General features: G+C 68.9%; 16 protein-coding genes, 2 tRNA genes and 1 pseudogene. 10 read left to right on the forward strand and 9 right to left on the reverse strand.

The features are described 5' to 3' along the window. Positions 1 to 215 precede the first annotated feature (215 nt). The 4 genes from OH804_RS00725 to OH804_RS00740 all read left to right on the forward strand — a co-directional run bounded on the left by OH804_RS00725 (position 216) and on the right by OH804_RS00740 (position 7,190). Positions 216 to 3,071, forward strand: coding sequence for a PQQ-dependent sugar dehydrogenase (locus OH804_RS00725; protein WP_406062066.1), 2,856 nt, complete (start codon positions 216 to 218; stop codon positions 3,069 to 3,071). Positions 3,072 to 3,146: 75 nt separating this feature from the next. After that, the gene (locus OH804_RS00730; protein ID WP_406062068.1) at positions 3,147 to 5,249 is read left to right on the forward strand and encodes a ThuA domain-containing protein; all 2,103 of its coding nucleotides are present in this window, start codon (positions 3,147 to 3,149) and stop codon (positions 5,247 to 5,249) included. A gap of 217 nt (positions 5,250 to 5,466) precedes the next feature. After that, positions 5,467 to 5,970, forward strand: coding sequence for a sensor histidine kinase (locus OH804_RS00735; RefSeq protein WP_406062070.1), 504 nt, complete (start codon positions 5,467 to 5,469; stop codon positions 5,968 to 5,970). A gap of 212 nt (positions 5,971 to 6,182) precedes the next feature. Beyond that, positions 6,183 to 7,190: a sugar phosphate isomerase/epimerase gene (locus OH804_RS00740; protein ID WP_030488695.1), complete on the forward strand. Its 1,008-nt coding sequence runs from the start codon at positions 6,183 to 6,185 to the stop codon at positions 7,188 to 7,190. A 64-nt stretch (positions 7,191 to 7,254) separates the two neighbouring features. Here the strand turns inward: OH804_RS00740 and OH804_RS00745 are convergent, their stop codons facing one another. Next, positions 7,255 to 7,662 carry a hypothetical protein gene (locus OH804_RS00745; protein WP_196919216.1) on the reverse strand — a complete coding sequence of 136 codons (408 nt, stop codon included), beginning with the start codon at positions 7,660 to 7,662 and terminating at the stop codon, positions 7,255 to 7,257. 261 nt (positions 7,663 to 7,923) lie between these two features. Here OH804_RS00745 and OH804_RS00750 point away from each other — a divergent pair. The 4 genes from OH804_RS00750 (at position 7,924) to OH804_RS00765 (ending at position 11,698) form a co-directional block, all read left to right on the forward strand. After that, a tRNA-Asn gene (locus tag OH804_RS00750) sits at positions 7,924 to 7,996 on the forward strand. Positions 7,997 to 8,154: 158 nt separating this feature from the next. Then, entirely contained in the window at positions 8,155 to 10,272 is a 2,118-nt protein-coding gene (locus tag OH804_RS00755; RefSeq protein WP_406062073.1) for an MMPL family transporter, read from the forward strand. Beyond that, complete coding sequence (locus OH804_RS00760; protein ID WP_406062075.1) at positions 10,262 to 11,500, forward strand: FAD-dependent oxidoreductase; 1,239 nt, start codon at positions 10,262 to 10,264, stop codon at positions 11,498 to 11,500. Before OH804_RS00755 ends, OH804_RS00760 begins: the two co-directional genes overlap by 11 nt. A 121-nt stretch (positions 11,501 to 11,621) precedes the next feature. After that, positions 11,622 to 11,698 (forward strand) — tRNA-Ile (locus OH804_RS00765). 89 nt (positions 11,699 to 11,787) lie between these two features. On the opposite strand, the gene OH804_RS00770 is transcribed toward OH804_RS00765, so the two are convergent. After that, positions 11,788 to 12,357 (reverse strand): hypothetical protein, encoded by a 570-nt coding sequence (locus tag OH804_RS00770; RefSeq protein WP_406062077.1) that lies wholly within the window; start codon positions 12,355 to 12,357, stop codon positions 11,788 to 11,790. A gap of 826 nt (positions 12,358 to 13,183) precedes the next feature. Between OH804_RS00770 and OH804_RS00775 the strand changes: the two genes are divergently transcribed. Then, entirely contained in the window at positions 13,184 to 13,717 is a 534-nt protein-coding gene (locus tag OH804_RS00775) for an SUKH-4 family immunity protein (RefSeq protein WP_196919212.1), read from the forward strand. Here OH804_RS00775 and OH804_RS00780 read toward each other — a convergent pair. The 6 genes and pseudogenes from OH804_RS00780 to OH804_RS00805 all read right to left on the reverse strand — a co-directional run bounded on the left by OH804_RS00780 (position 13,711) and on the right by OH804_RS00805 (position 19,117). Next, positions 13,711 to 14,043, reverse strand: a complete 333-nt coding sequence (locus OH804_RS00780) for a hypothetical protein (protein WP_406062079.1) — start codon at positions 14,041 to 14,043, stop codon at positions 13,711 to 13,713. The genes OH804_RS00775 and OH804_RS00780 overlap by 7 nt on opposite strands. Positions 14,044 to 14,302: 259 nt before the next feature. Beyond that, on the reverse strand, positions 14,303 to 14,917 hold the full coding sequence (locus tag OH804_RS00785; protein ID WP_406066381.1) for a DUF4240 domain-containing protein: 615 nt from the start codon (positions 14,915 to 14,917) through the stop codon (positions 14,303 to 14,305). Positions 14,918 to 15,116: 199 nt separating this feature from the next. Next, a pseudogene (locus tag OH804_RS00790) lies at positions 15,117 to 15,389 on the reverse strand (hypothetical protein); the annotation flags it as partial. Between the two features lie 914 nt (positions 15,390 to 16,303). After that, a complete protein-coding gene (locus OH804_RS00795) occupies positions 16,304 to 18,217 on the reverse strand; it encodes an EAL domain-containing protein (RefSeq protein WP_406062081.1) in 1,914 nt (637 codons plus the stop codon). Continuing rightward, entirely contained in the window at positions 18,204 to 18,824 is a 621-nt protein-coding gene (locus tag OH804_RS00800; RefSeq protein WP_231392867.1) for an RNA polymerase sigma factor, read from the reverse strand. Before OH804_RS00800 ends, OH804_RS00795 begins: the two co-directional genes overlap by 14 nt. After that, positions 18,824 to 19,117: a hypothetical protein gene (locus OH804_RS00805; protein ID WP_406062083.1), complete on the reverse strand. Its 294-nt coding sequence runs from the start codon at positions 19,115 to 19,117 to the stop codon at positions 18,824 to 18,826. Before OH804_RS00805 ends, OH804_RS00800 begins: the two co-directional genes overlap by 1 nt. Before the next feature lie 446 nt (positions 19,118 to 19,563). Here OH804_RS00805 and OH804_RS00810 point away from each other — a divergent pair, with 446 nt between their 5' ends. After that, on the forward strand, positions 19,564 to 19,821 hold the full coding sequence (locus tag OH804_RS00810) for a hypothetical protein (RefSeq protein ID WP_406062085.1): 258 nt from the start codon (positions 19,564 to 19,566) through the stop codon (positions 19,819 to 19,821). 64 nt (positions 19,822 to 19,885) lie between these two features. On the opposite strand, the gene OH804_RS00815 is transcribed toward OH804_RS00810, so the two are convergent. Further along, positions 19,886 to 20,698 carry a hypothetical protein gene (locus OH804_RS00815; RefSeq protein WP_406062087.1) on the reverse strand — a complete coding sequence of 271 codons (813 nt, stop codon included), beginning with the start codon at positions 20,696 to 20,698 and terminating at the stop codon, positions 19,886 to 19,888. Between the last annotated feature and the right edge of the window lie 105 nt (positions 20,699 to 20,803).

Here is a 20,803-nt window from a genome sequence, read left to right on the forward strand (position 1 = left end):
CGACTTTCGATCAAATCGACAAAAGTTGATGCTGAACCGCCGGAAGGTATGGACACATCGACACGTGCGACTTAGTGTCGTGACCAACACGACAATGTTTCGTCGAGGTGAACCGGCGGCGCGGTAACCCATCGACCCCCCCATCACCGCTACGGCATCCGGCGCGACGGCGCGCGCCCGGCCTGGCAGTCACACGTCAGGAAGGGACAGCACAGATGTCCATGAAGGACGCTCCCAGACAACGGTCCCGACGATGGTTCTCCGCCGGATCAGCGCTGCTGCTGGCGGTCGCCGCCGGCACTGTCACCTTCGCCGCCGGTTCGGCCCCCGCCCAGGCGCACACGATCGTCGCCAGCGACTTCCAGCAGGTCGAGCTGGCCCGCGGCGTGACCGACATGGGTGAGCCGATGTCGCTGGCGGTCCTGCCGGACCGCTCGGTCCTGCACACCGCCCGCAACGGCACCCTGCGCCGCACCGACGCCAACGGCACCACCTCAGTGGTCGGCACCCTGTCGGTCTACACGCACGACGAGGAGGGGTTGCAGGGCGTCGGGGTCGACCCGGGCTTCGCCAGCAACCGCTACATCTACCTCTACTACGCCCCGCCGCTCTCCACCCCCAGCGGCGACGCGCCGGCCACCGGCACCGACTTCTCGGCCTGGAACGGCGTCAACCGGCTCTCCCGGTTCACCCTCAACTCGGACTTCACGCTCAACCAGGCCAGCAAGGTCGACGTGCTCGACGTCCCGGCCAGCCGGGGTGTGTGCTGCCACGTCGGTGGGGACATCGACTTCGACGCCGCCGGCAACCTCTACCTGTCCACCGGCGACGACACCAACCCGTTCGAGTCGTCCGGCTACTCGCCGCTGGACGAGCGGACCAACCGCAACCCCGCGTACGACGCGCAGCGCAGCGCCGGCAACACCAACGACCTGCGCGGCAAGATCCTGCGGATCAAGGTGAACGCCAACGGCACGTACTCCATCCCGTCGGGCAACCTGTTCGCCCCCGGCACGGCCAGGACCCGGCCGGAGATCTACGCGATGGGGTTCCGCAACCCGTTCCGGATCAGCGTGGACAAGGCCACCGGGGTGGTCTACGTCGGTGACTACGGGCCGGACGCCGGCTCCACCAGCTCCACCCGCGGGCCGTCCGGCCAGGTGGAGTTCAACCGTGTCGCGGCACCGGGCAACTACGGCTGGCCGTACTGCACCGGCACCAACACCAGCACCGAGACGTACAACGAGTTCGACTTCGCGACCAGCGCCAGCGGCGCGAAGTACAACTGCACCGGCGGGCCGACCAACAACTCGTTCCGCAACACCGGCCTGACCACCCTGCCGCCGGCCCAGCCGGCCTGGATCCGGTACGCCGGCGACGCCGGCACCCCGACCGAGTTCGGCGGTGGCTCCGAGTCGCCGATGGGCGGCCCGGTCTACCGGTACAACGCCTCGTCGACCTCCACCACCAAGTTCCCGCAGTCGTTCGACGGGCAGTTCTTCGCCACCGAGTTCGGCCGGGGCTGGATCAAGCCGATCCACGTCAACTCCGACGGCTCCCGGGGCACCATCGACACCTTCCCCTGGGTCGGCAAGCAGGTGATGGACTCGGCGTTCGGCCCGGACGGCGCGTACTACGTCCTCGACTACGGCACCGGTTACTTCAACGGTGACGCCAACTCGGCGCTCTACCGCTTCGACTACGTCGGCGGCGGCAACCGGGCGCCCACCGCGAAAGCCAGCGCCAACCGCACCTCCGGGGCGGCCCCGCTCGCGGTGACCTTCTCCTCGGCCGGCTCGTCCGACCCCGAGGGCGGCGCGTTGACCTACTCGTGGGCGTTCGGCGACGGAACCACCTCGACCGCCGCCAACCCGACGAAGACCTACAGCGCCAACGGCACCTACACCGCCACGCTGACGGTGCGCGACCCGCAGGGCGCCACCGGCAGCAGCAGCGTGCAGATCAGCGTCGGCAACACCGCGCCCACCGTCACGATCAACAACCCGGGCAACGGTCAGCTGTTCGGCTTCGGGGACACGGTGCCGTACAGCATCACTGTGACCGACCCGGAGGACGGCACCATCGACTGCACGAAGGTCAAGATGACCTACGTGCTCGGGCACGACCAGCACGGGCACCAGATCACCTCGAAGACCGGCTGCTCGGGCTCGATCACCATCCCGGTCGACGGTGAGCACGACGACGCGGCGAACATCTTCGCGATCTTCGACGCCGAGTACACCGACGCCGGTGGGCTGACCACGCACACCCAGCACACGCTGCCGCCGCGGCACCGCCAGGCCGAGTTCTACGGCACCTCGTCCGGGATCAACGTGTTCAGCAAGACCCCGGCCGAGGGCGGCAAGACCGTCGGCGACATCAACAACGGCGACTGGATCGCGTTCCAGCCCTACCGGTTGGGCAACGTGACCTCGTTCAACGCCCGGGTCTCCTCGGCGGGCGCCGGTGGCACCCTCCAGGTCCGGGCCGGCTCGGCCACCGGCACCGTGCTCGGCTCGGCCACGGTCCCGGTGACCGGCGGCTGGGAGACCTTCACCACGGTCACCGGGACGATCAGCAACCCGCCGACCGGCACGACCACGCTCTACCTGACCTTCGCCGGGTCGGGCACCGGGGCGCTCTACGACCTGGACGCCTTCACCTTCGTGACCGGGACGCCCCCGGCCGGTGGGGCCGGGGCGATCAAGGGCCTCGGTGGCAAGTGCCTGGACGTGCGCAACGCCGCCACGGCCGACGGCACGCAGATCCAGATCTACACCTGCAACGCCAGTGCCGCCCAGACCTGGGCGGTCACCCCCAACTCCACGATCAAGTCGTTGGGCAAGTGCCTGGACGTGTCGGGTGGTGCCACCGCCGACGGCACCAAGATCCAGCTCTGGACCTGCAACGGGACCGCCGCGCAGAACTGGGCCGCCCAGGCCGACGGCACCCTCCGCAACACGTCGTCGAGCAAGTGCCTCGATGTCTCCGGCAACAGCTCCGCTGACAGCACGGTGGTCCACCTCTGGACCTGCACCGCCGCCGCCAACCAAAAGTGGACCCTGCCCTGAGCTGGCGGGAGGGGCCCCTCGACAACGCCTAGTGTGAGGCGAGGGGCCCCTCCTAACCACAATTAGGAGAGCGATATGCGCAGACGCCTGCGACCCGTCCTCGGTGCGGCCATGGCCGCACTCGCCGTCATCGCCTGCACCACCCCGGCCACCCCGGCCAGCGCCGCCGACGCCCCGTACGACGTGCTGGTCTTCTCCAAGACCGCCGGTTTCCGGCACGACGCGATCCCGGTCGGCATCCAGACCATCCGCGATCTGGGGGCGGCGAACAACTTCACAGTCACCGCCACCGAGGACGCTGCCGCGTTCACCACCAGCAACCTCAACCAGTACGAGGCCGTCGTCTTCCTCAACACCACCGGTGACGTGCTCAACGCCAGCCAGCAGACCGCCTTCGAGTCGTACATCGGCTCGGGCCGCGGGTACGTGGGTGTGCACGCCGCGGCCGACACCGAGTACGACTGGCCGTTCTACGGCAACCTCGTGGGCGCGTGGTTCGCCTCGCACCCCGCCATCCAGCAGGCCAACATGAAGGTGGAGGACCGGGGGCACGCGGCCACCGCCCACCTTCCGCAGACCTGGACCCGCACCGACGAGTGGTACAACTACCGCACCAACGCCCGGTCGAGCGCCCACGTGCTGGCCACCCTGGACGAGTCGTCGTACTCCGGCGGCGGCATGGGCGCCGACCACCCGCTGAGCTGGTGCAAGAGCTACAGCGGCGGCCGGTCCTTCTACACCGGGGCCGGGCACACCCAGGCGTCGTACGCGGAGTCGGGGTTCCGGAACCACCTGCTCGGCGGCATCCGGTACGCCTCCGGTCGGAGCAAGGCCGACTGCCGGCCCGAGACCGGCTACACCCCGCTGTTCAACGGCTCGACGGCCGGTTGGTCACAGGCCGGCCCGGGCAGCTTCACCAACGCCGACGCCACCCTGACCTCGGTCGGCGGCATGGGGCTGTACTGGTACAGCGCCAAGCAGTTCACCAATTACTCGCTGAAGATGGACTGGAAGCTGGCCGGTGACGACAACTCCGGCGTCTTCATCGGCTTCCCGCCGTCGAGTGACCCGTATTCGGCGATCAACAACGGCTACGAGGTCCAGATCGACGCCACCGACGCGGTCGACCGCACCACCGGCGCGATCTACACGTACAAGGCCGCCGACATCGCCGCCCGCGACGCGGCGCTCAACGCGCCGGGGGAGTGGAACACCTACGAGCTGCTGGTCGAGGGGGAACGGCTGCAGGTCTTCCTCAACGGAGTGAAGATCAACGACTTCACCAACACCGACCCGGTCCGCTCGCTCGCCGGCCACATCGGCATCCAGAACCACGGCACCGGTGACGACACCTTCTTCCGCAACATCCGGATCAAGGAGTTGGGCACCACCCCGCCGCCCACCGGCACGATCCAGGCCGAGACGTTCAGCTCGGCCAACGGCGTCTCCGCGTTCACCAAGGAAGGCGCGAACGGCGGGCAGACCGTCGGTTACATCGACCCGGGTGACTGGGTCGCGTACAACGGGGTCAACCTGACCGGGGTCACCTCGTTCACGGCCCGGGTCGTCTCCGGCGGCGCGGGCGGCACCATCCAGGTGCGCACCGGCTCGGCCACCGGCCCGGTGCTCGGCTCGGTCGCCGTGCCCAACACCGGCAGTTGGACGACCTTCGCCAACGTCTCCACGGCACTGTCCAACGTCCCGTCCAGCACCCAGAACCTCTACCTCACCTTCACGGGCAGTGGCACTGGGCTCTTCGACCTGGACGATTTCACCCTGGTCAAGGGCGGCGGCACCCCCGGGGTCGGCCCGATCAAGGGTCTCGCCGGCAAGTGCCTGGACGTGCGCAATGCCGGCACCGCCGACGGCACCCAGATTCAGATCTACACCTGTAACAGCAGCACGGCGCAGACCTGGACCGTGTCCGGCTCGACGATCAAGGCGCTGGGCAAGTGTCTGGACGTCTCCGGCAGCGGCACCGCCAACGGCACCAAGATCCAGCTCTGGACCTGCAACGGCAGCGGCGCGCAGAACTGGGCTGCCGCGTCCGACGGCACCCTGCGCAACCCGTCGTCGGGCAAGTGCCTGGACGTCTCCGGCAACAACTCCGCCGACAGCACCATCGTGCACCTCTGGACCTGCCTCAACGCGGCCAACCAGAAGTGGACCCTGCCCTAACCAACCCCCTGACGCGTCGTCCCGCCGGCTCCACCCCGCCGGCGGGGCGCCGCCCCCGCGCCGCCCCGCGCTGCACCCCACCCCCGCCCCGTCGATCTTGCACTTTCTGTCGGGATGAATGCCGCAATGCCGGCGTTTCGTCGACACAAAGTGCAAGATCGGCGGGCTGGGGGGCGGCGCGGACCGGCTTGCAGCTTGCTGCCGTACCTTGACCTGCATGGGGTTGTTCGCGCAGTGGCGTGGGACGGTGCTGGCGCGAGGCCATCAGCTGCTCGGTGCGCTGGGCCGGGCCGACGAGCCCGAGGACCCGTCCGAGCCGGCGCCCAGCCTGAACCGCCTCGGCGCGTTGGTGGAGGGCTTCACCGCCGGTCAACCGGTGCGGTGGACCATGGCCGGGCAACCCCGGCCGCTGCCCGGCCCGGTCGACGTGGTGGCGTACCGGATCATCGAGGAAGCGCTGACCAACGCGTGCCGGCACGCGCCCGGCGCACCGGTCGGGGTCCGCCTGCGCTACGACGCCGCCGGCATCACCATCGAGGTCCGCGACGAGGGCGCCGGTCCCGCCCCGGCCGGCGGCGGCACCCAGACCGCCGGTCGGGGTCTGCTCGGGGTACGCAGGCGCGCCGAGCGGCTCGGCGGCACGTTCTCCGCCGGCCCCCGGGCCGGTGGCGGCTTCACCGTGCGGGCCGTCCTGCCCGCGCCCGAGGAAATGATCGGATGATCGGCCGACCGTGGGGCTTCCCCGAGGGGGCACTGCGGAAATAGGGTGGGGGTCGGCGACCGTGCTGGTGGCCGGTGACCCGGTGGGAGGCGCAACCCGCCGGGCTCAGGTGTGTTCCGCACCCACCGGTGACCGCTCGGGTGCCGCGCACGTCCGGTCACCCTCGCCCCGGTCCGCACAAGGAATCCCCATCACAACAGGGGAGAAGGACAATGGCGCGACCCATCACGCTCTTCACCGGCCAGTGGGCCGACCTTCCGTTCGAAGAGGTCTGCCGGCTCGCCTCCGAGTGGGGCTACGACGGTCTGGAGATCGCCTGCTGGGGCGACCACTTCGAGGTCGACAAGGCGCTCGCCGACGACTCGTACGTCGAGCGCAAGCGGGAGACCCTCGCGAAGCACAACCTTGAGGTCTTCACGATCTCCAACCACCTCGTTGGTCAGGCGGTCTGCGACCACCCGATCGACGAGCGGCACCAGGACATCCTGCCCGGCCGCATCTGGGGCGACGGGGAGCCCGAGGGGGTCCGCCAGCGGGCTGCCGAGGAGATCAAGGACACCGCGCGGGCGGCGGCGAAGCTCGGGGTGAAGACGGTCGTCGGCTTCACCGGTTCGTCGATCTGGCACACCCTCGCGATGTTCCCGCCGGTGCCGCCGTCGATGATCGAGCGCGGCTACCAGGACTTCGCCGACCGGTGGAACCCCATCCTCGACGTGTTCGACGAGGTGGGGGTGCGGTTCGCGCACGAGGTGCACCCCAGCGAGATCGCGTACGACTACTGGACGACGAAGCGGACGCTGGAGGCGATCGGCAACCGGCCCGCGTTCGGGCTGAACTGGGACCCGTCGCACTTCGTCTGGCAGGAGCTGGACCCGGTGAACTTCATCTTCGACTTCGCCGACCGGATCTACCACGTGGACTGCAAGGACGCGAAGGTGCGTACAGGCGACGGCCGGCGTGGCCGGCTCGCCTCGCACCTGCCCTGGGCCGACCTGCGCCGCGGGTGGGACTTCGTCTCCACCGGCCACGGCGACGTGCCCTGGGAGGACTGCTTCCGCGCGTTGAACGCGATCGGCTACACCGGCCCGATCTCGGTCGAGTGGGAAGACGCCGGCATGGACCGGCTGGTCGGTGCCCCGGAGGCGTTGCAGTTCGTCCGCCGGCTCGCCTTCGACGCACCGAGCGCCGCCTTCGACGCGGCGTTCAGCAGCAAGGACTGACCGCACGTCGGACAGACCACGGGCCGGTCGCCCTGCGGCGACCGGCCCGTCGACGTGCGATTGGTCAGAGCGTGCTGGCGTTCGTGCCCGAGCCGGACGGCTTGGTGCGGGGGTTGTTGGTGGACGACGGCGACCCGGAGGTCGTGCCGACCGTGCTGGTGCCCGCCTTGGCGCCCACGGTGGCGGGCGTGCCGGCGAACGCGTCGTCGGCGGCGGTCAGCTCCTGCTTGCCGGTGCTGCCGTTACCGTTGCCCAGCTTCTCGCCCAGTTTGGTCTGGCCGAGCTTGTCCTTGCCCTCGCTGTAGAGCTTGTTGGCCTGGGCCTGCGCGACCCCGGCCGCCTCCTGGACGGTCGGGTGGTCGAGCACCTTGCGGCCCCGAACCACGAGCTCTTCGTACTTTTCCCGGCCGGCACGGGCGCCCAGGACGAATCCCGCAGCCAGCCCGCCAAGAAACATGATCTTTCCGCGCATGGCGGCTCCTTCCGTACCTGACGCGCCGTCACCCCGGCGAGTTGCCCCGTCGGAAGGCGACCTGTTCGCGCCTGCGTCCTCTGTCCGCAGCTAACTACCCATCCTGCTCTCCGCTCAAGCATGCTTGTGCCGGGATGGCGATTTACCCCTATTGTCAATGCGACAGCGGGGAGGGAACCCACTGGACCACCACCCGGGGATGTCCTGTACTCTTGTCCCGTCGCACGGCGTCGGGGAGATCCGAAGTCGCGCGGAGCACGATCCCCTGTAGCTCAATTGGCAGAGCAGCCGGCTGTTAACCGGCAGGTTATTGGTTCGAGTCCAATCGGGGGAGCTTTTCCACGTACGCCCGTCAGCCACCGGCCGGCGGGCGTTTTCGTATGCGTGACCCGGTTTCACCCACCCTCGACCTGCTTGCCCGGCAGGATGGTCGATGTCGACTGAGGCTTACCGCTGCGTCGATTGATGCGTCGATCCTTGGGGTGAGTGCGGATGTCCGGACGAGGCGGCAAGGCCACGCTGATCGCGGTGGCGGTCGTGCTGGCCTGGTTGGTGATCGGCGGCGTGTCCGGCCCGTACGCGGGGCGCCTCAGCGAGGTCGCCACCAACGACAACGCGGCCTTCCTACCCACCGACGCCGAGGCGACCCGCGCCCAGGACCTCGCCGGCGAGTTCGTCGACCGGCAGACCATCCCGGCGCTTGTCGTCTACGAGCGACCCGCCGGGATCACCGACGCCGACCGGCAACGGGTCAGCGCCGACGCCGCCCGGTTCGCCCAGATCCCCGGCGTGGTCACCCCGCTGCCACCGCCCATCCCGAGCGACGACGGCCAGGCCCTCCAGGTCGTCGTACCCGTGGACGACGCCGAGGGCGAGGAGATCGGCGCGGTCGTCGAGCAGCTCCGCAACATCACCGGCGGTGACCGGGACGGGCTCACAGTGGACGTCTCCGGGCCGGCCGGCCTGCTCGCCGACCTGATCGAGGTCTTCTCCGCCATCGACGGACCACTGCTGCTGGTCACCCTGGTCGTGGTGCTGGTCATCCTGCTGATCGTCTACCGCAGCCCGGTCCTCTGGATCTTCCCGCTGCTCGCCGCCGGAATGTCGTACGCCCTCGCCTCGGTCTTCGTCTACCTGCTCGCCGACGCGGACGTGGTCAAGCTCAACGGGCAGGCCCAGGGCATCCTCACCGTGCTGGTCTTCGGCGCCGGCACCGACTACGCCCTGCTGCTGATCGCCCGCTACCGGGAGGAACTGCACCGGCACGACCGCCCCTGGGGCGCCATGAAGACCGCCTGGAAGGGCGCCGCGCCGGCCATCATCGCCTCCGGCGGCACTGTCATCGTCAGCCTGCTCTGCCTGCTGCTGTCCAGCCTCAACTCCAACCGGGCGCTCGGCCCGGTCGCCGCCATCGGCATCGCCGCCACCCTGCTGGTGATGCTCACCTTCCTACCCGCGCTGCTGGTGCTCGGCGGACGGTGGGCGTTCTGGCCCCGCCGGCCCCAAGCCGACCAGGCCGACCCGCGGGCCGAACACGGCATCTGGAGCCGCGTGGCCGGCTTCGTGGCCCGGCACGCCCGCCCGATCTGGCTGACCACCGCCGTCGTGCTGGCCCTGCTGACCCTCGGCCTCACCCAGCTCGGCGCCACCACCCTCGGCCAGTCCGACCTGTTCACCCAGCGCACCGACTCGGTCGACGGCCAGGAGGTGATCGCCCGGCACTACCCGGCCGGCACCGGCAGCCCGGCCACCATCTTCACCACCGAACAGACCGCCCGACAGGTCGCCCAGGTGGCGAAGGACGTGCCCGGCGTCGCCGACGTCCGCCCCCTCACGGCCGGCCCGCAGACCGGCCCACCCGACCCGAACGTCGCCCCCAAGGTCGTCGACGGGCGGGTGCAACTGGAGGCGACCCTGGCCGACCCACCCGACAGCGACGGCGCCGAGCGGACCATCCGCGAGCTGCGGGTGGCCGTGCACCAGGTGCCCGGCGCAGACGCGGTGGTCGGCGGCTTCACCGCGATCAACGTGGACACGTCGGACGCCGCGAAGCGCGACCAGAACGTCATCATCCCGGTCGTGCTGGTGGTCATCGCCGTCATCCTGGCGCTGCTGCTGCGCGCCCTGCTCGCCCCGGTGCTGCTGATCGCCACAGTGCTGCTCAGCTTCGCGGCGACGCTCGGCCTCTGCGCGCTGCTGTTCCGCCACGTCTTCGACTTCCCCGGCGTGGACTCGTCGTTCCCGCTGTTCGCGTTCGTCTTCCTGGTCGCGCTCGGCATCGACTACAACATCTTCCTGATGAGCCGGGTCCGCGAGGAATCGGTCAAGCGCGGCACCCGCGCCGGGGTGCTCGCCGGCCTCGCCGTCACCGGCGGGGTGATCACCTCCGCCGGCATCGTGCTCGCCGCGACCTTCTCCGCCCTCGCCGTCCTGCCACTCGTGGTGCTCGTCGAGTTGGGTACGGCGGTCGCCATCGGGGTACTGATCGACACCATCATCGTCCGGTCGCTGCTGGTGCCCGCACTCGCGTACGACATCGGGCCGAAGATCTGGTGGCCGGGCCGGTTGTCCCGGGCGAACGGTGAGCGGGAGGCGCGCGGTGCTGGCTGAAACCGATGTGGTCATCGTCGGCGGCGGCCTGGCCGGCCTCGCCGCCGCCCGCCGGCTGCACCGCGCCGGCGTGCCCTGGCGGCTGGTGGAGGCCGAGGGCCGGCTCGGCGGCCGGGTCGCCACCGACGTCGTCAACGGTCACCTCATCGACCGGGGCTTCCAGGTGCTCAACACCGCCTACCCGCGGCTCGGCACGCTGCTCGACACCGACCAGCTCAACCTCGGCTACTTCACCTCCGGCGTGCTGGTCCGCAAGGGCGACAACCTGCTGCGGCTGGTCAACCCGCTACGCGAGCCGACCGGCGGGCCCGGCACCGCACTCGCCGGCGTCGGCTCCCTGCTCGACCGGCTGCGCTTCGCCGCGCTCGCCACCGGCTGCGCCACCCTCCCCGCGTCCCGACTGCTCGCCGCACCCGAAACCACGACCGAGACGGCGCTGCGCCGCGCCGGCCTCTCCGACGCCATCATCGAGGAACTGCTGCGACCGTTCCTGTCCGGCGTGTTCATCGACCGGGAACTCTCCACCTCCAGTCACGTACTGGCGATGGTGCTGCGCTCCTTCGCCCGCGGCCGGATCGGCCTGCCCGCCGAAGGGATGGCCGCGCTGCCCCGGGCCATCGCCGCACCGCTGCCCGCCGACCTGCTCGACCTGGACACCCCGGTCGCGGAGGTCACCCCCGGCCGGGTCCGCACCCAGGCCGGCGACATCAGCTGCCGGGCCGTCGTGGTCGCCGTCGACCCACCCGCCGCGTCCGCGCTGCTGCCGGCCCTGGCGACGGTACGCATGCACAGCTACACCACCTACTACCACAGCGCCCCCGAGCCGCCGCTCACCGAGCCGATCCTGCTCGTCGACGGCGACCGACGCGAACTCGTCGCCAACACCGTGGTGCTCAGCAACGCCACCGCGACGTACGCGCCCGCCGGACGGCACCTCATCGCCACCTCGGTGGTCGGCCCCACGGCCCCACCCGAGCCGACCATCCGGGCCGAGTTGACCCGGCTGTACGGGCGCTCCACCGCCGACTGGACCCACCTCACCACAGTGGCCATCCCCGAGGCGCTACCCGCCGCGCCACCGCCGCAGGGACGGCTACGCAAGCCGGTGGCACTGGGGGAGGGCCTGTTCGTGGCCGGTGACCACAGGGACAGCCCATCGATCCAGGGCGCTCTCACCAGCGGCTGGCGCGCCGCCGGCGCCGTGCTCGACGAGCTGCGCGCCGGCTGACAGTCGTACCCGAGCACGCTGTTATATTCCTGTTGCCCATCGTGCTGGTGCAGGCGTGGGCGCCGGCCGGCTCGGTGCTGGCTGCTGATCGCCGAGCGGGATAAGATCCGGCGCGGTGTTCGGGGCGGTAGCTCAGCCGGTTAGAGCAGGGGACTCATAATCCCTCGGTCGCGGGTTCGAGTCCCGCCCGCCCCACCAGCCGTCTTCCCGTCGAAGGGCGATGCTGCCGAGTAGCGCTTCACGGAGCTGGCCGAGGTCGCCGCCTGTCCGCTCGATCGCGTCCGTGGTCACGATGTCGTCGGGGCGCGGCCCCGACGGGCTGCTTCCGGAAGCACGCCGGGCGGGATGATGCCGAACCAGGCTCCGGCGGCGGCCATCGAGGCGACGACGTACGCCACCCACCACCCGAGCAGCGCCCACGCACCCTGGGTGACGGCGCCGGCCAGGCAGGGCAGGACGAGCAGGAGAAGAAAGTAGGCCAGACGGCCGTACGAGAGGCTGTTCTCCTTCGGCAGCCTCCGGGCCTTGCGGAACGGGATGAGTCTGACTCCGTAGGGACGACGGCGCAGCGTGAGACTCGCCGGCCAGAGCCGCCCGTACCCGGCCACGTCGACCACGCTGACGCCGGACCCGTGCCGGACTGTGGCCTGACGCGGCCTGGTCAGCTCGCGCAACCACGGTTCCCAGACGACGCGTTGGTGCAGGACACGGCCGTCCCGGCCGCTCACCGTCAGCCACACGGCGTATCCCTTGGGACTGGTGTCGATCCCTCCGGCGGCGCTCACGGCGTCCGCCGCAGCGGTGACCCGCCCCGCACTTCCCGGCTGCGGCGACTGCGCCAGATGCGCGGTTACCATGACGCGCCTCGCGGGAGCACGAGCGGCACCCCACCACTGCACAAGGCGGACGAGCCAGGACAGCACCAGAAGGGCTCCCGGAGCCAGCGCCAGGAGGATGACGACCTCTACGTGCTCGACCCGCGAGTCGGTACCCAGCCGGTACCCCGGCGTGATGAGGGCGGCCAACGCGACGACGCTGCCGATCACGACCATCGGCGCGCAAGCACGCCGATTCGCCAAGGCCGCTGCACTTCCGCTGCTGGCCACCGCGTCGTCCTCCCCGTTGGCCCCTCCGGACGTCGCCCCGACGTTAGCAACGCCGAGCAAGGCTGACCTCGCGCGTCCGTTCCAGATTTTCACGTCTTACGGCGGTGGCAGGCTCTCGTGCAGTGCAGTGCAGTGCAGTGCAGTGCGGTGCGGTGCGGTGCGGTGCAGTGCAGTGCAGTGCGGTCGCGGACGGGGCCCTGAGCCGATCGCTTCGAACCGAAGGTGAGCGGGCGGCCCGCATCTGGTCCGCAAGAGGCCGACCGATAGCGGGGGAACGGTGTGAAATGTCGAGGAGGGTTTCCGCTGCTAGACGCCCACACGCCCAGGTCGGCGGGGGGAGCATTTTGATTTCAAAATTCCTCGGTTGCGGGTTCGAGTCCCGCCCGCCCCACCAGCCGTTTCCCTGGTCAGCCATGCTGTCGATGGCCCGGACGCACCGCATCGAGGTCCGGGTCGACGCCCTCGGTCCGCACTGAGTCCGCAGCAGCACGACCCGCCGCCCGGTCAATGATCGGATGCCTGGCCGCCACAACGAACGCTGGTTGCTTGGAACCGTGGCCGGACTACCCTCGTTGGCGTGCCCGTTGATGATCTTCCGTTGCCTCCCGCGTTCGGGGCGGTCACGGCCTGGGCCGGTACTGGGCGGGTGGTGCGTGCTACCGAGCTGGACGTGGCGACGTGGCGGCTTCCCGAGCCGCAGAAGGCCGCGCTGGTCTCCTCTGGCGTACCGCTGATCGATGACCTCGTGAGCGCGGTGTCATTCCACGCAGAGCCGACGATGTACCGGTTGGCGAACGCCGATGACCTGGACTGGGTGTACGGTGCCGCGCCGGGGACCGGTGAGGTGCAGATCTGGTCGTCGGACGGCAGCACCGGGTTCGTCAACTCGACGATCACCCACTGGCTGTGTTCGCTGCACATGGTTGGTAGCTGGCTGACCAGCTCAACCGTCGTCGACCGCTGGGACGAGGACGGACAGGCCGAAGACGAAGCACTCGCGGAGCTCGCCGACCTGTTGGAGCGAATCAAAGCCCTTGACCCGCCCGCGTTCGGGGACGGCGACCATACAACCCATTTCTGGCCCGCAGTGCTCGACCGATGGCTCTACTGATCGACGTAGCTACCCCCGGTAGCTCGGAGGACGATCTGCTGGGCTGCTTGGGCGGGCGTGAGGTGCGTGGTGTCAACGACCTCGGCCTCGGCATGCAGCCACGTGCGGGCCGCCTCGGCGTAGGGCTCAAGGTATTTGAGGCGGAACGGGGAGGGGACGGGGTGTTCCCCCTCGATACGCCTGCGGAGGGTGTCTTGGTCTGCGTGGAGGACGAAGTGCCTTACCGGTATGGCGTGCTGGGCGAGGCCCCCGTTGATTTCGCGCCAGTACTGCTCCACCAGGACGGTCATAGGCATCACCAGAGTGCCGCCGGTGTAGTCGAGCACGCGGCGGGCGGTCTCGACGACGAGCTGTCGCCACGGCGGCCAGTGCTGGAAGTTGTCCGTCTCGGGCAGCCCCGGCGTGATGTCCCATTAACGCGGGTGAGCAACCGGGCGGCGTATGGACGGGATCCGGCGGGACGATCGCCGTCGGGGTTGCTAGCTGTCGAGGGCAGGGCGATCGCTGCCGCGCAGGAGAGCTGCTTGCCCGCGGACTCTCGTGGGTACCGCCCGCGGCCGATGACGACGAGGCCCAGGGCGTGACCTATCCCCCGGCTGCCCGATCCCCTACGCCACCCCGCCCGGCGTCAATGGCGCTACGCGGGAACAAGCGCGCGAGGCGCGGCAGGCGTTGTTCGATCTGGGCGAGGCTGTCGCTGTCCCAGGGTTGATCGGTTGGTTCCGGGTCGACGTACGTGCGGTGGCCCCGGGCGTCCAGCGCTTCATCGAGGCTGTCTTCACGCCCGGTGATGTGGTCGTGGGCGCGGGGTGCCACGTAGGCGAGTCCTTCCCAGTGCGGCCAGTCCGCGTCGGCCCATTCCCGGGGGCTGCTTCCGGCGAGCGCCCGAACGGCGGGCAGGTCGGCGAGGTTGTCAGGGTTGTGGGCGGCGTGATGCCACCAGCGCTCGCCCTGGCCGATGAGCCATGGTTGGAAGTACCAGAACGCATCGCCGCTACAGAGGCCGTCCATGATCTGGTTGGCCGCGCCCCACATGGCGTAGGTATCGATCGGGCGGCGTACGGCCTCCAGGTAGAGCTGGAAGTCGGCGATGTGGTCAAGAGAGACGCGGCTGAGCCGGTATGCCAACCAGTCGAGCCTTTGGGCCGGGTCGGTCGTCTCCTCGGCTGATCGCTCCAGGAACTGCCAGAATTCCGCCATGTCCACGTAGAGGACGGTAAGGGTCCGGCAGTCGCGCATCGAGGGCTGGTTGCCAGTCCGCCGACTTGTTGCTTGCCAGCATCGAGCCGATGCTGTTGCCGTGGGTACAGCCAGGAAGCGTCAGCCGATCCGCCGCGAGCGAGCTGACCGCCTCACACTGGGCCTCGAAGACCTGGGACGCGTTGTTGGTGCCTGAGGACTACGCAGCGGCGACGGCGGACGGGCGCTGGGATCGGGACGTGCACGGCTTTCTTCGAACCACCCCCGGCCCGAGCCGTCGCTCGATGGCCCGGACCTCAAGCCGCATCTGGACATCAGCCCATCGCCGCCACCGCCGGACGACCTCGCTCGCATCGATGCCGGTCGCTTTCGTGATGTCCGTCAGGTCTGCGCCCGCCCGTAGGGCGGTGTGGATCGTCGAGGGTTGCCAGCGAGTCCACCAGGACGCCATCGCAGCGGGCATCGCCAGTTCCACAGCAGCACTACCCGCTGCTCGGTCTAGTCGGCCCGCCACCCGGCCCAGATCGTCCTCGAACAGGTCCCCGTCTTGCTCAGCGACGGAGCAAGACGTATCGCGGATCGCTCTGCACCCACGGACTGGCCGGAAGTCCTCGCCCCCACGGTGTGTGAGACTCCCGGCGGAGATGGCTCTGCGGCCCGTCGTGTGGCAGCAGGAGCGGGGACGCTCGACCGGGGCTCTGTTGTCGGTGGGCGATGGACGCGTCGACCTATTCGCCTGATGCTGGTCGCGGTCGACAGTGAGTAGCGTCGCCGTATGAGTGGCATTTCAGCGGCGTGGGGGCTGCTGGCTGTAGTACTGGCAGTCGGACTTGCTGCCGCCGGTCTGCTGTGGCGTCGTCGCAGGCATGCGGCTCAGCCGCAGGACCGTGCGGAAGTGATGCGGGCAGCGCGGTTGCTGCTCGCCAGATCGAGCGCGACAGGCGTCGAACCCAACGCGGCACCCTCCGCGGCAAGGGTGGCGGCGGAAACGAGAAGATTTCGCACGATGCCGCACATGGCAGTGACGGTGGAACGCCCGGCGGCATCTGAATCCTGCATTGCTGGCGATATCGGCCTAGCTGCCCGGCAACACTGGCCGAAGGCAGGCCTCACGTCTTAGCTGGGCTCGATGGCGTGTGAATTGCACGAGCAGCTGAATCAGCCGGTGGGCATCGCCGAGGTTAGTGGCCTGGAAGGCGACCGTCCGACCGCCGTCGACGCCGGCCACACCCGGCGCCAGAACGTCGAGGTCGACCATGTAGGGCTTACAGATCGACCTCGACGTCTAACCGCCCAGCCATCTTCGTCGGGGGCCCGATGCGTGACGGGTGATCGCATCGACGGCACCGTGGCGCAGCCGCGTTGGCTCACGTCTCTGGCTCCTACTCAGCCCATGGCGGTCTGCTGCGGCGGGAGCCGCAGTTCGAGTTCGATCGTCCGCACCGGCTTCTCGGGGCTCACCGCAATCGGTTCGGGTCGTCCGGTCTTGTAGCCCTGGGCGAAGTCGACTCCACACCTCTGCAGAAATTCGAGCGTCTCCTCGTCCTGGACATATTCAGCAGCAACACGGATGCCGAGCGTGTGGCACAGCTCCACCAGCTTCGAGACGACGGCCTGGTCGGCGGGCGATCGGCAGAGATCGACGATGAAGACCCCGTCAATCTTTACCAGGTCCACCGGCAGGTACTTCAGGTGAGCGAGGGCGCCGTATCCCGTACCGAAGTCGTCCAACGCGAGGTGGCAGCCGATCTCCCTGATCCCCGTTGCGAAGGCGAGGGCCTCGTTGCGGTTCTCGATGAGGGTGGTTTCGGTGATCTCGAAGGTCAGGCATTCCGGCTTCACCCCGTGTCGGCGGATCGCCTCCGTCACGTAGGTGAGCAGCCCCGGGTCGGCGAGGGACTTGCCGGATATGTTGACCTGGTAGTGGGAGGTCTGGGCGCCGCGGCCGATCAGTTCGAGGGCATGGTCGATGACCCACTTGTCCACGGTGAGGATCTCGCCGACGCGCTCGGCCATGTCGAGGAAAGCCCACGGTGCCACGGACTGGCCGGTATCGCTCCGAACCCGCAACAGGATCTCGTGGCGAGTGACCTCGTTGAGGCGGAGCTCGACGATGGGCTGAGCGTAGAGGGCGAACCTGTTGGCAGACACCGCCTGTCGTACCTGTGACCGGCATCTGTCTATCCGGTCCCTGGTCGCCACCGGCTCACTGAGGACGGTGGTCGGGACGCCGTCGCTGCGCGCGTCACGCGCCGCGTGTTCGCCGTCGACGAGCAGGTCGAACCCGGTTGCCGACACCCCGCTGCCGAAGAGCACCAGGCCCGCCGACGTGTTGAGGCGCAAGGTCTTGTGCTGGACGCTGAACAGGTGGCGTCGGAACGTGTCGACGATCCGAGCCGCCAGGGCCTCGGGAGCCTCCGTGTGCCCTTCGGCCGGAGCGAGGAGTACGCCCCACAGGCCGGGGCCGACCAGACCGCACGTCACCTCGTCGCCCACGATCGTTCGCAGGTGCTGTGCGATCTCTGCCGTCAGGTCGTCGTGGTTCTCGTCGGTGAGCGCGTCGGGTGGCCGGGTGGTGGGTTCGGTTGCCACGACGATGAGTGCTCCGCCAGTGGTGCGACGGGCTCGGTCGACCTCGTCGGTCAGGTAGCTGCGGGTCGGCAGTCCGGTGACAAGGTCCAGCGCGGCCAGGTCGGCGCACAGCATTTTGCTGCGAGTGGCGAGCCTGCGACGTTCTTGCCGGGCAAGTTCGAGCGCGGTGGCATCTGCGCCGGTGGCGATGATTCCCGATGGTGTGCCGTCGGTGGTGAGAATCTCGATGTGGCAGTGCACGTGGCGGACGGTGCCACCCGGCTGGATCACCCGGAACGTGACCTCCTCGGGGCGGCGGCGGTCCCATGCCGTCCGCACAACCTTGCGGACCGTCTCCACGTCTGCGGGATGGACGAGGTTGGCAAGCCTTTCGGGCGTGAGCCGCAGTGTTCCCGGAGCATGCCCGAAGATCATCGCCATCTCATCCGACCAGATGAGGCGCCCGAAACCATCGGACTTCCCTCCACCGGTCGTCCAGGTGATCGTGCCGAGCTTCGCCAGCTGCGCGGCACGGGCGACTCTGGTCGCCTCGTCGACAACCGCGGTCAGCGGATCGACGAGGTCGGCGTCGACAATGATCTCGTATCCCTCGGCGACGGACAGGTCGTACTCGCCCTGCGCCTTTCGCGCCACGCGGCGTGCACGGGCGAGTTCCAGAGGACTGGGCTGGTTGGTCTCGGCCAACGTCAGAATGTCATCGAGGTCCACGGCTGCCTCCCTGGCGCCGGCGGCCTTCCGAGTCCGTGTAGCCGGCTTCCTCGGCCAGCTCACGCAGGCGTTTCCTGGCAGCGAGCTTGTAGGAGCGAATGCTGGATTCGGCCAATCCGAGGATGCGCGCGATCTCCTGGTTGGAGAAACCCTCACGAGACATCTGGAACACCTCGGCCTGCCGCGACGGAAGGTGGTGCATCCAGTTCCTCAGCGTCTCCTGTGCCTCCCATACGTCGGCGATGTCGGTGTGCGGTGCCGGGGGCAGGTCCTCCGGCGCCACGGCGGCTTCGCGCTGACGTCGTTGCAACTCCTTGCGGATCTTGTTTCGGGCCGTGATGATCACCCAGCCGATCGGCTCCGTGTAGGTGCGGATCTTGAACCACTGGACGCGCCCGTGCAGGTACGCCTCGTTGAGAGCGTCCTGAACCACCTCGCGATCCCAGCACGCCGCCCGGAGAATTCGCTCCACCGTGTGGTAGCTGCCCTCGGCGAAAGCGGCGAACTCCTGGTCGTGCTCTGCCTTGAGGCGCGTGGCCTCCGCCCTGCGCGCCGCTTCACCGTCGACCGGCTCCGGTGTCAGGGCGGCGGTGCCCTCCACCCCCATCACGCGGCCTCCCTGGTGTCGTCGCGCCGCGTCGCGTCGCGGCTGCCCAGCTCCACCTCGCGATGCCCGTCCCGATCACGCTCCACGATCCGCACGACATCGTGCTCGGCCTCCGCCAGCCTGATCAGCCAGGTCGCCCGGGCGGCGGTTCGTGTCGACGCCTCACGCTCCTCGTGCAGACGTGTTCGGTGCGCAACGTATGCGCGTACCAACCCTGCCGCCGTTCCGGCGATGGCAAGAGCCAAGGCCAACGCTCCGTGATCGGAGACGGCCGTCGCCAGCGTTTCGTTCATCATTTCCCCTCGTCATCCCCGGTTAGCTAATTACTATCCGTGGCGAGGGGCGAATGTAGATGTCTCACCGTCCACAATATTCTGCTTGATCAGTGATCAAGCATTTGAACTGCTAATACTTCCCAAAGTCATGCTACCGGCACGTCCAGCGAGGGGGAGCTGCTCCGCCCTCACGCCCTATGATCTGCTCGCGTGACTACTGTGGGTGAAATTGCGATCACCTAGGCTGGGTACTCGAGGGCGGATCCCGCAGCACCGGACTCAGGACTGAGAGCTACCAGTGCGGTCCTTGGGCCGACAGGGCAGGCAGCGTTCCTCGTGCCGACGCCGCAGTTCCGGGACAGGGCCTTGCGGGCTCGATTCGCCGACGACGCGAGAGTCCGAGCGAACTGGGGCGACAGCGACCACAGCGAGGCGCTCGCTCTGCGGCTGGCTCGCGATGAACTGTGGGAGTTGGCGGCGAGCTGGACATCGCCTCGCCACAGAAGGTGGCGGAGGCGTTCCTCGGCGGCCTTCCGGAGGGCGTACGCCGGGAACGACACCGCTACCTGCACCTGCTGAAGGCGTTGACCGAGCAGGACGGCCGTCGGAGGTGGCACAACTTGGGCGTCTTCCTCACCGAGAAGGATGCCCAGGAGGCCAAGCGACTGGTTGAGCCCCACGTGACGATGTGCGACATCGAAATGATCTCAGTGGTGCTGTAGTAAGCGTCTGCTCTCTGTCCTGCCGTCTTACAAGAAACCCTGGCGCCCTGGGTGTGACGACGGATCACGCGCTGCGGGGGAAATCCTTACGCTTGATCTTGGCCCGCCGGCCATCCGGGTGGTGGAACACGATGCCCTCGGCCAGATGGCCCGGGGCGAATCGGCTCTCCAACGCGGCTAGATAGTCCTGCAGCTCGGAATAGCTGCGGGGCGCGTCCAGCAGGGCGGGCACGTGGAGGTTGAACGGCACACATGTGTGCTCTTCCAGGCCAAGTGGGTTGCCTTGAACGCGGGGACCGAGCGCCTCGCACGGGTGCTCGCCGTCGGGCCAGTCCGACACGTCGGTGTGGCGGGCAGCGACCAGAATCCACTTGTCCTCCGCGGCGTGATCGTCGGTGTCGACATACCACCCATCGACGATGCCCTGCTGCTTCTGCGCCTTGCTGGGGTTGCGGCGCTTCTCCACTCGCACCAACTGTCCAGAGCGGACGGTGAGGCGCACGTTGGAACCGTCGAGCTTCTCGGTTGGGGAGCCCTCGCCGTCGAACACCCAGGCGCAATCCGGCCTGGGGCGGTCGACGACCCGGAAGTGCTCGTCGCGTTCGAACAGCGTGGGGATCTTCTCCATGACCTGTGCCCCTCTCCTGACCTTCCCGATCAGTTCGTCGGCGGTGATGACCCCGTCGACCAGACCGCTGGCCAACGCACGAACCAGATCGGCCACGGCCACATCGGCCTCGACGGCGACGTGCTTGAGCGCCCTCTTCTCCTCTGGCGAGAGCCAGGCGACCAGGCGCGACCAGCCCTCCGGTGGAGTCCATCGGGCGAGCTGGCCGGGGGTCTTGCGAGGCCGTCCGGGCCGTCTGACCTCATCCATGGCGGAGAATTTATGGGCTGGATGATGTTGTGTCAATTGGCATAACAGGAAATAGGCAGAGTGGATCACGAGAGGCGCCCGATGCCGGCATGCTGCGCTACGCGC

The organism is Micromonospora sp. NBC_00860 (assembly GCF_045207375.1).
Classification (GTDB): domain Bacteria; phylum Actinomycetota; class Actinomycetes; order Mycobacteriales; family Micromonosporaceae; genus Micromonospora; species Micromonospora vinacea.

Coding starts and splice junctions, on each gene's coding strand:
- OH804_RS00725 (WP_406062066.1), top strand. CDS start 216: ATGTCCATGAAGGACGCTCCCAGACAACGGTCCCGACGATGGTTCTCC.
- OH804_RS00730 (WP_406062068.1), top strand. CDS start 3,147: ATGCGCAGACGCCTGCGACCCGTCCTCGGTGCGGCCATGGCCGCACTC.
- OH804_RS00735 (WP_406062070.1), top strand. CDS start 5,467: ATGGGGTTGTTCGCGCAGTGGCGTGGGACGGTGCTGGCGCGAGGCCAT.
- OH804_RS00740 (WP_030488695.1), top strand. CDS start 6,183: ATGGCGCGACCCATCACGCTCTTCACCGGCCAGTGGGCCGACCTTCCG.
- OH804_RS00745 (WP_196919216.1), bottom strand. CDS start 7,662: ATGCGCGGAAAGATCATGTTTCTTGGCGGGCTGGCTGCGGGATTCGTC.
- OH804_RS00755 (WP_406062073.1), top strand. CDS start 8,155: ATGTCCGGACGAGGCGGCAAGGCCACGCTGATCGCGGTGGCGGTCGTG.
- OH804_RS00770 (WP_406062077.1), bottom strand. CDS start 12,357: ATGGTAACCGCGCATCTGGCGCAGTCGCCGCAGCCGGGAAGTGCGGGG.
- OH804_RS00785 (WP_406066381.1), bottom strand. CDS start 14,917: ATGGCGGAATTCTGGCAGTTCCTGGAGCGATCAGCCGAGGAGACGACC.
- OH804_RS00800 (WP_231392867.1), bottom strand. CDS start 18,824: ATGGGGGTGGAGGGCACCGCCGCCCTGACACCGGAGCCGGTCGACGGT.
- OH804_RS00805 (WP_406062083.1), bottom strand. CDS start 19,117: ATGAACGAAACGCTGGCGACGGCCGTCTCCGATCACGGAGCGTTGGCC.
- OH804_RS00815 (WP_406062087.1), bottom strand. CDS start 20,698: ATGGATGAGGTCAGACGGCCCGGACGGCCTCGCAAGACCCCCGGCCAG.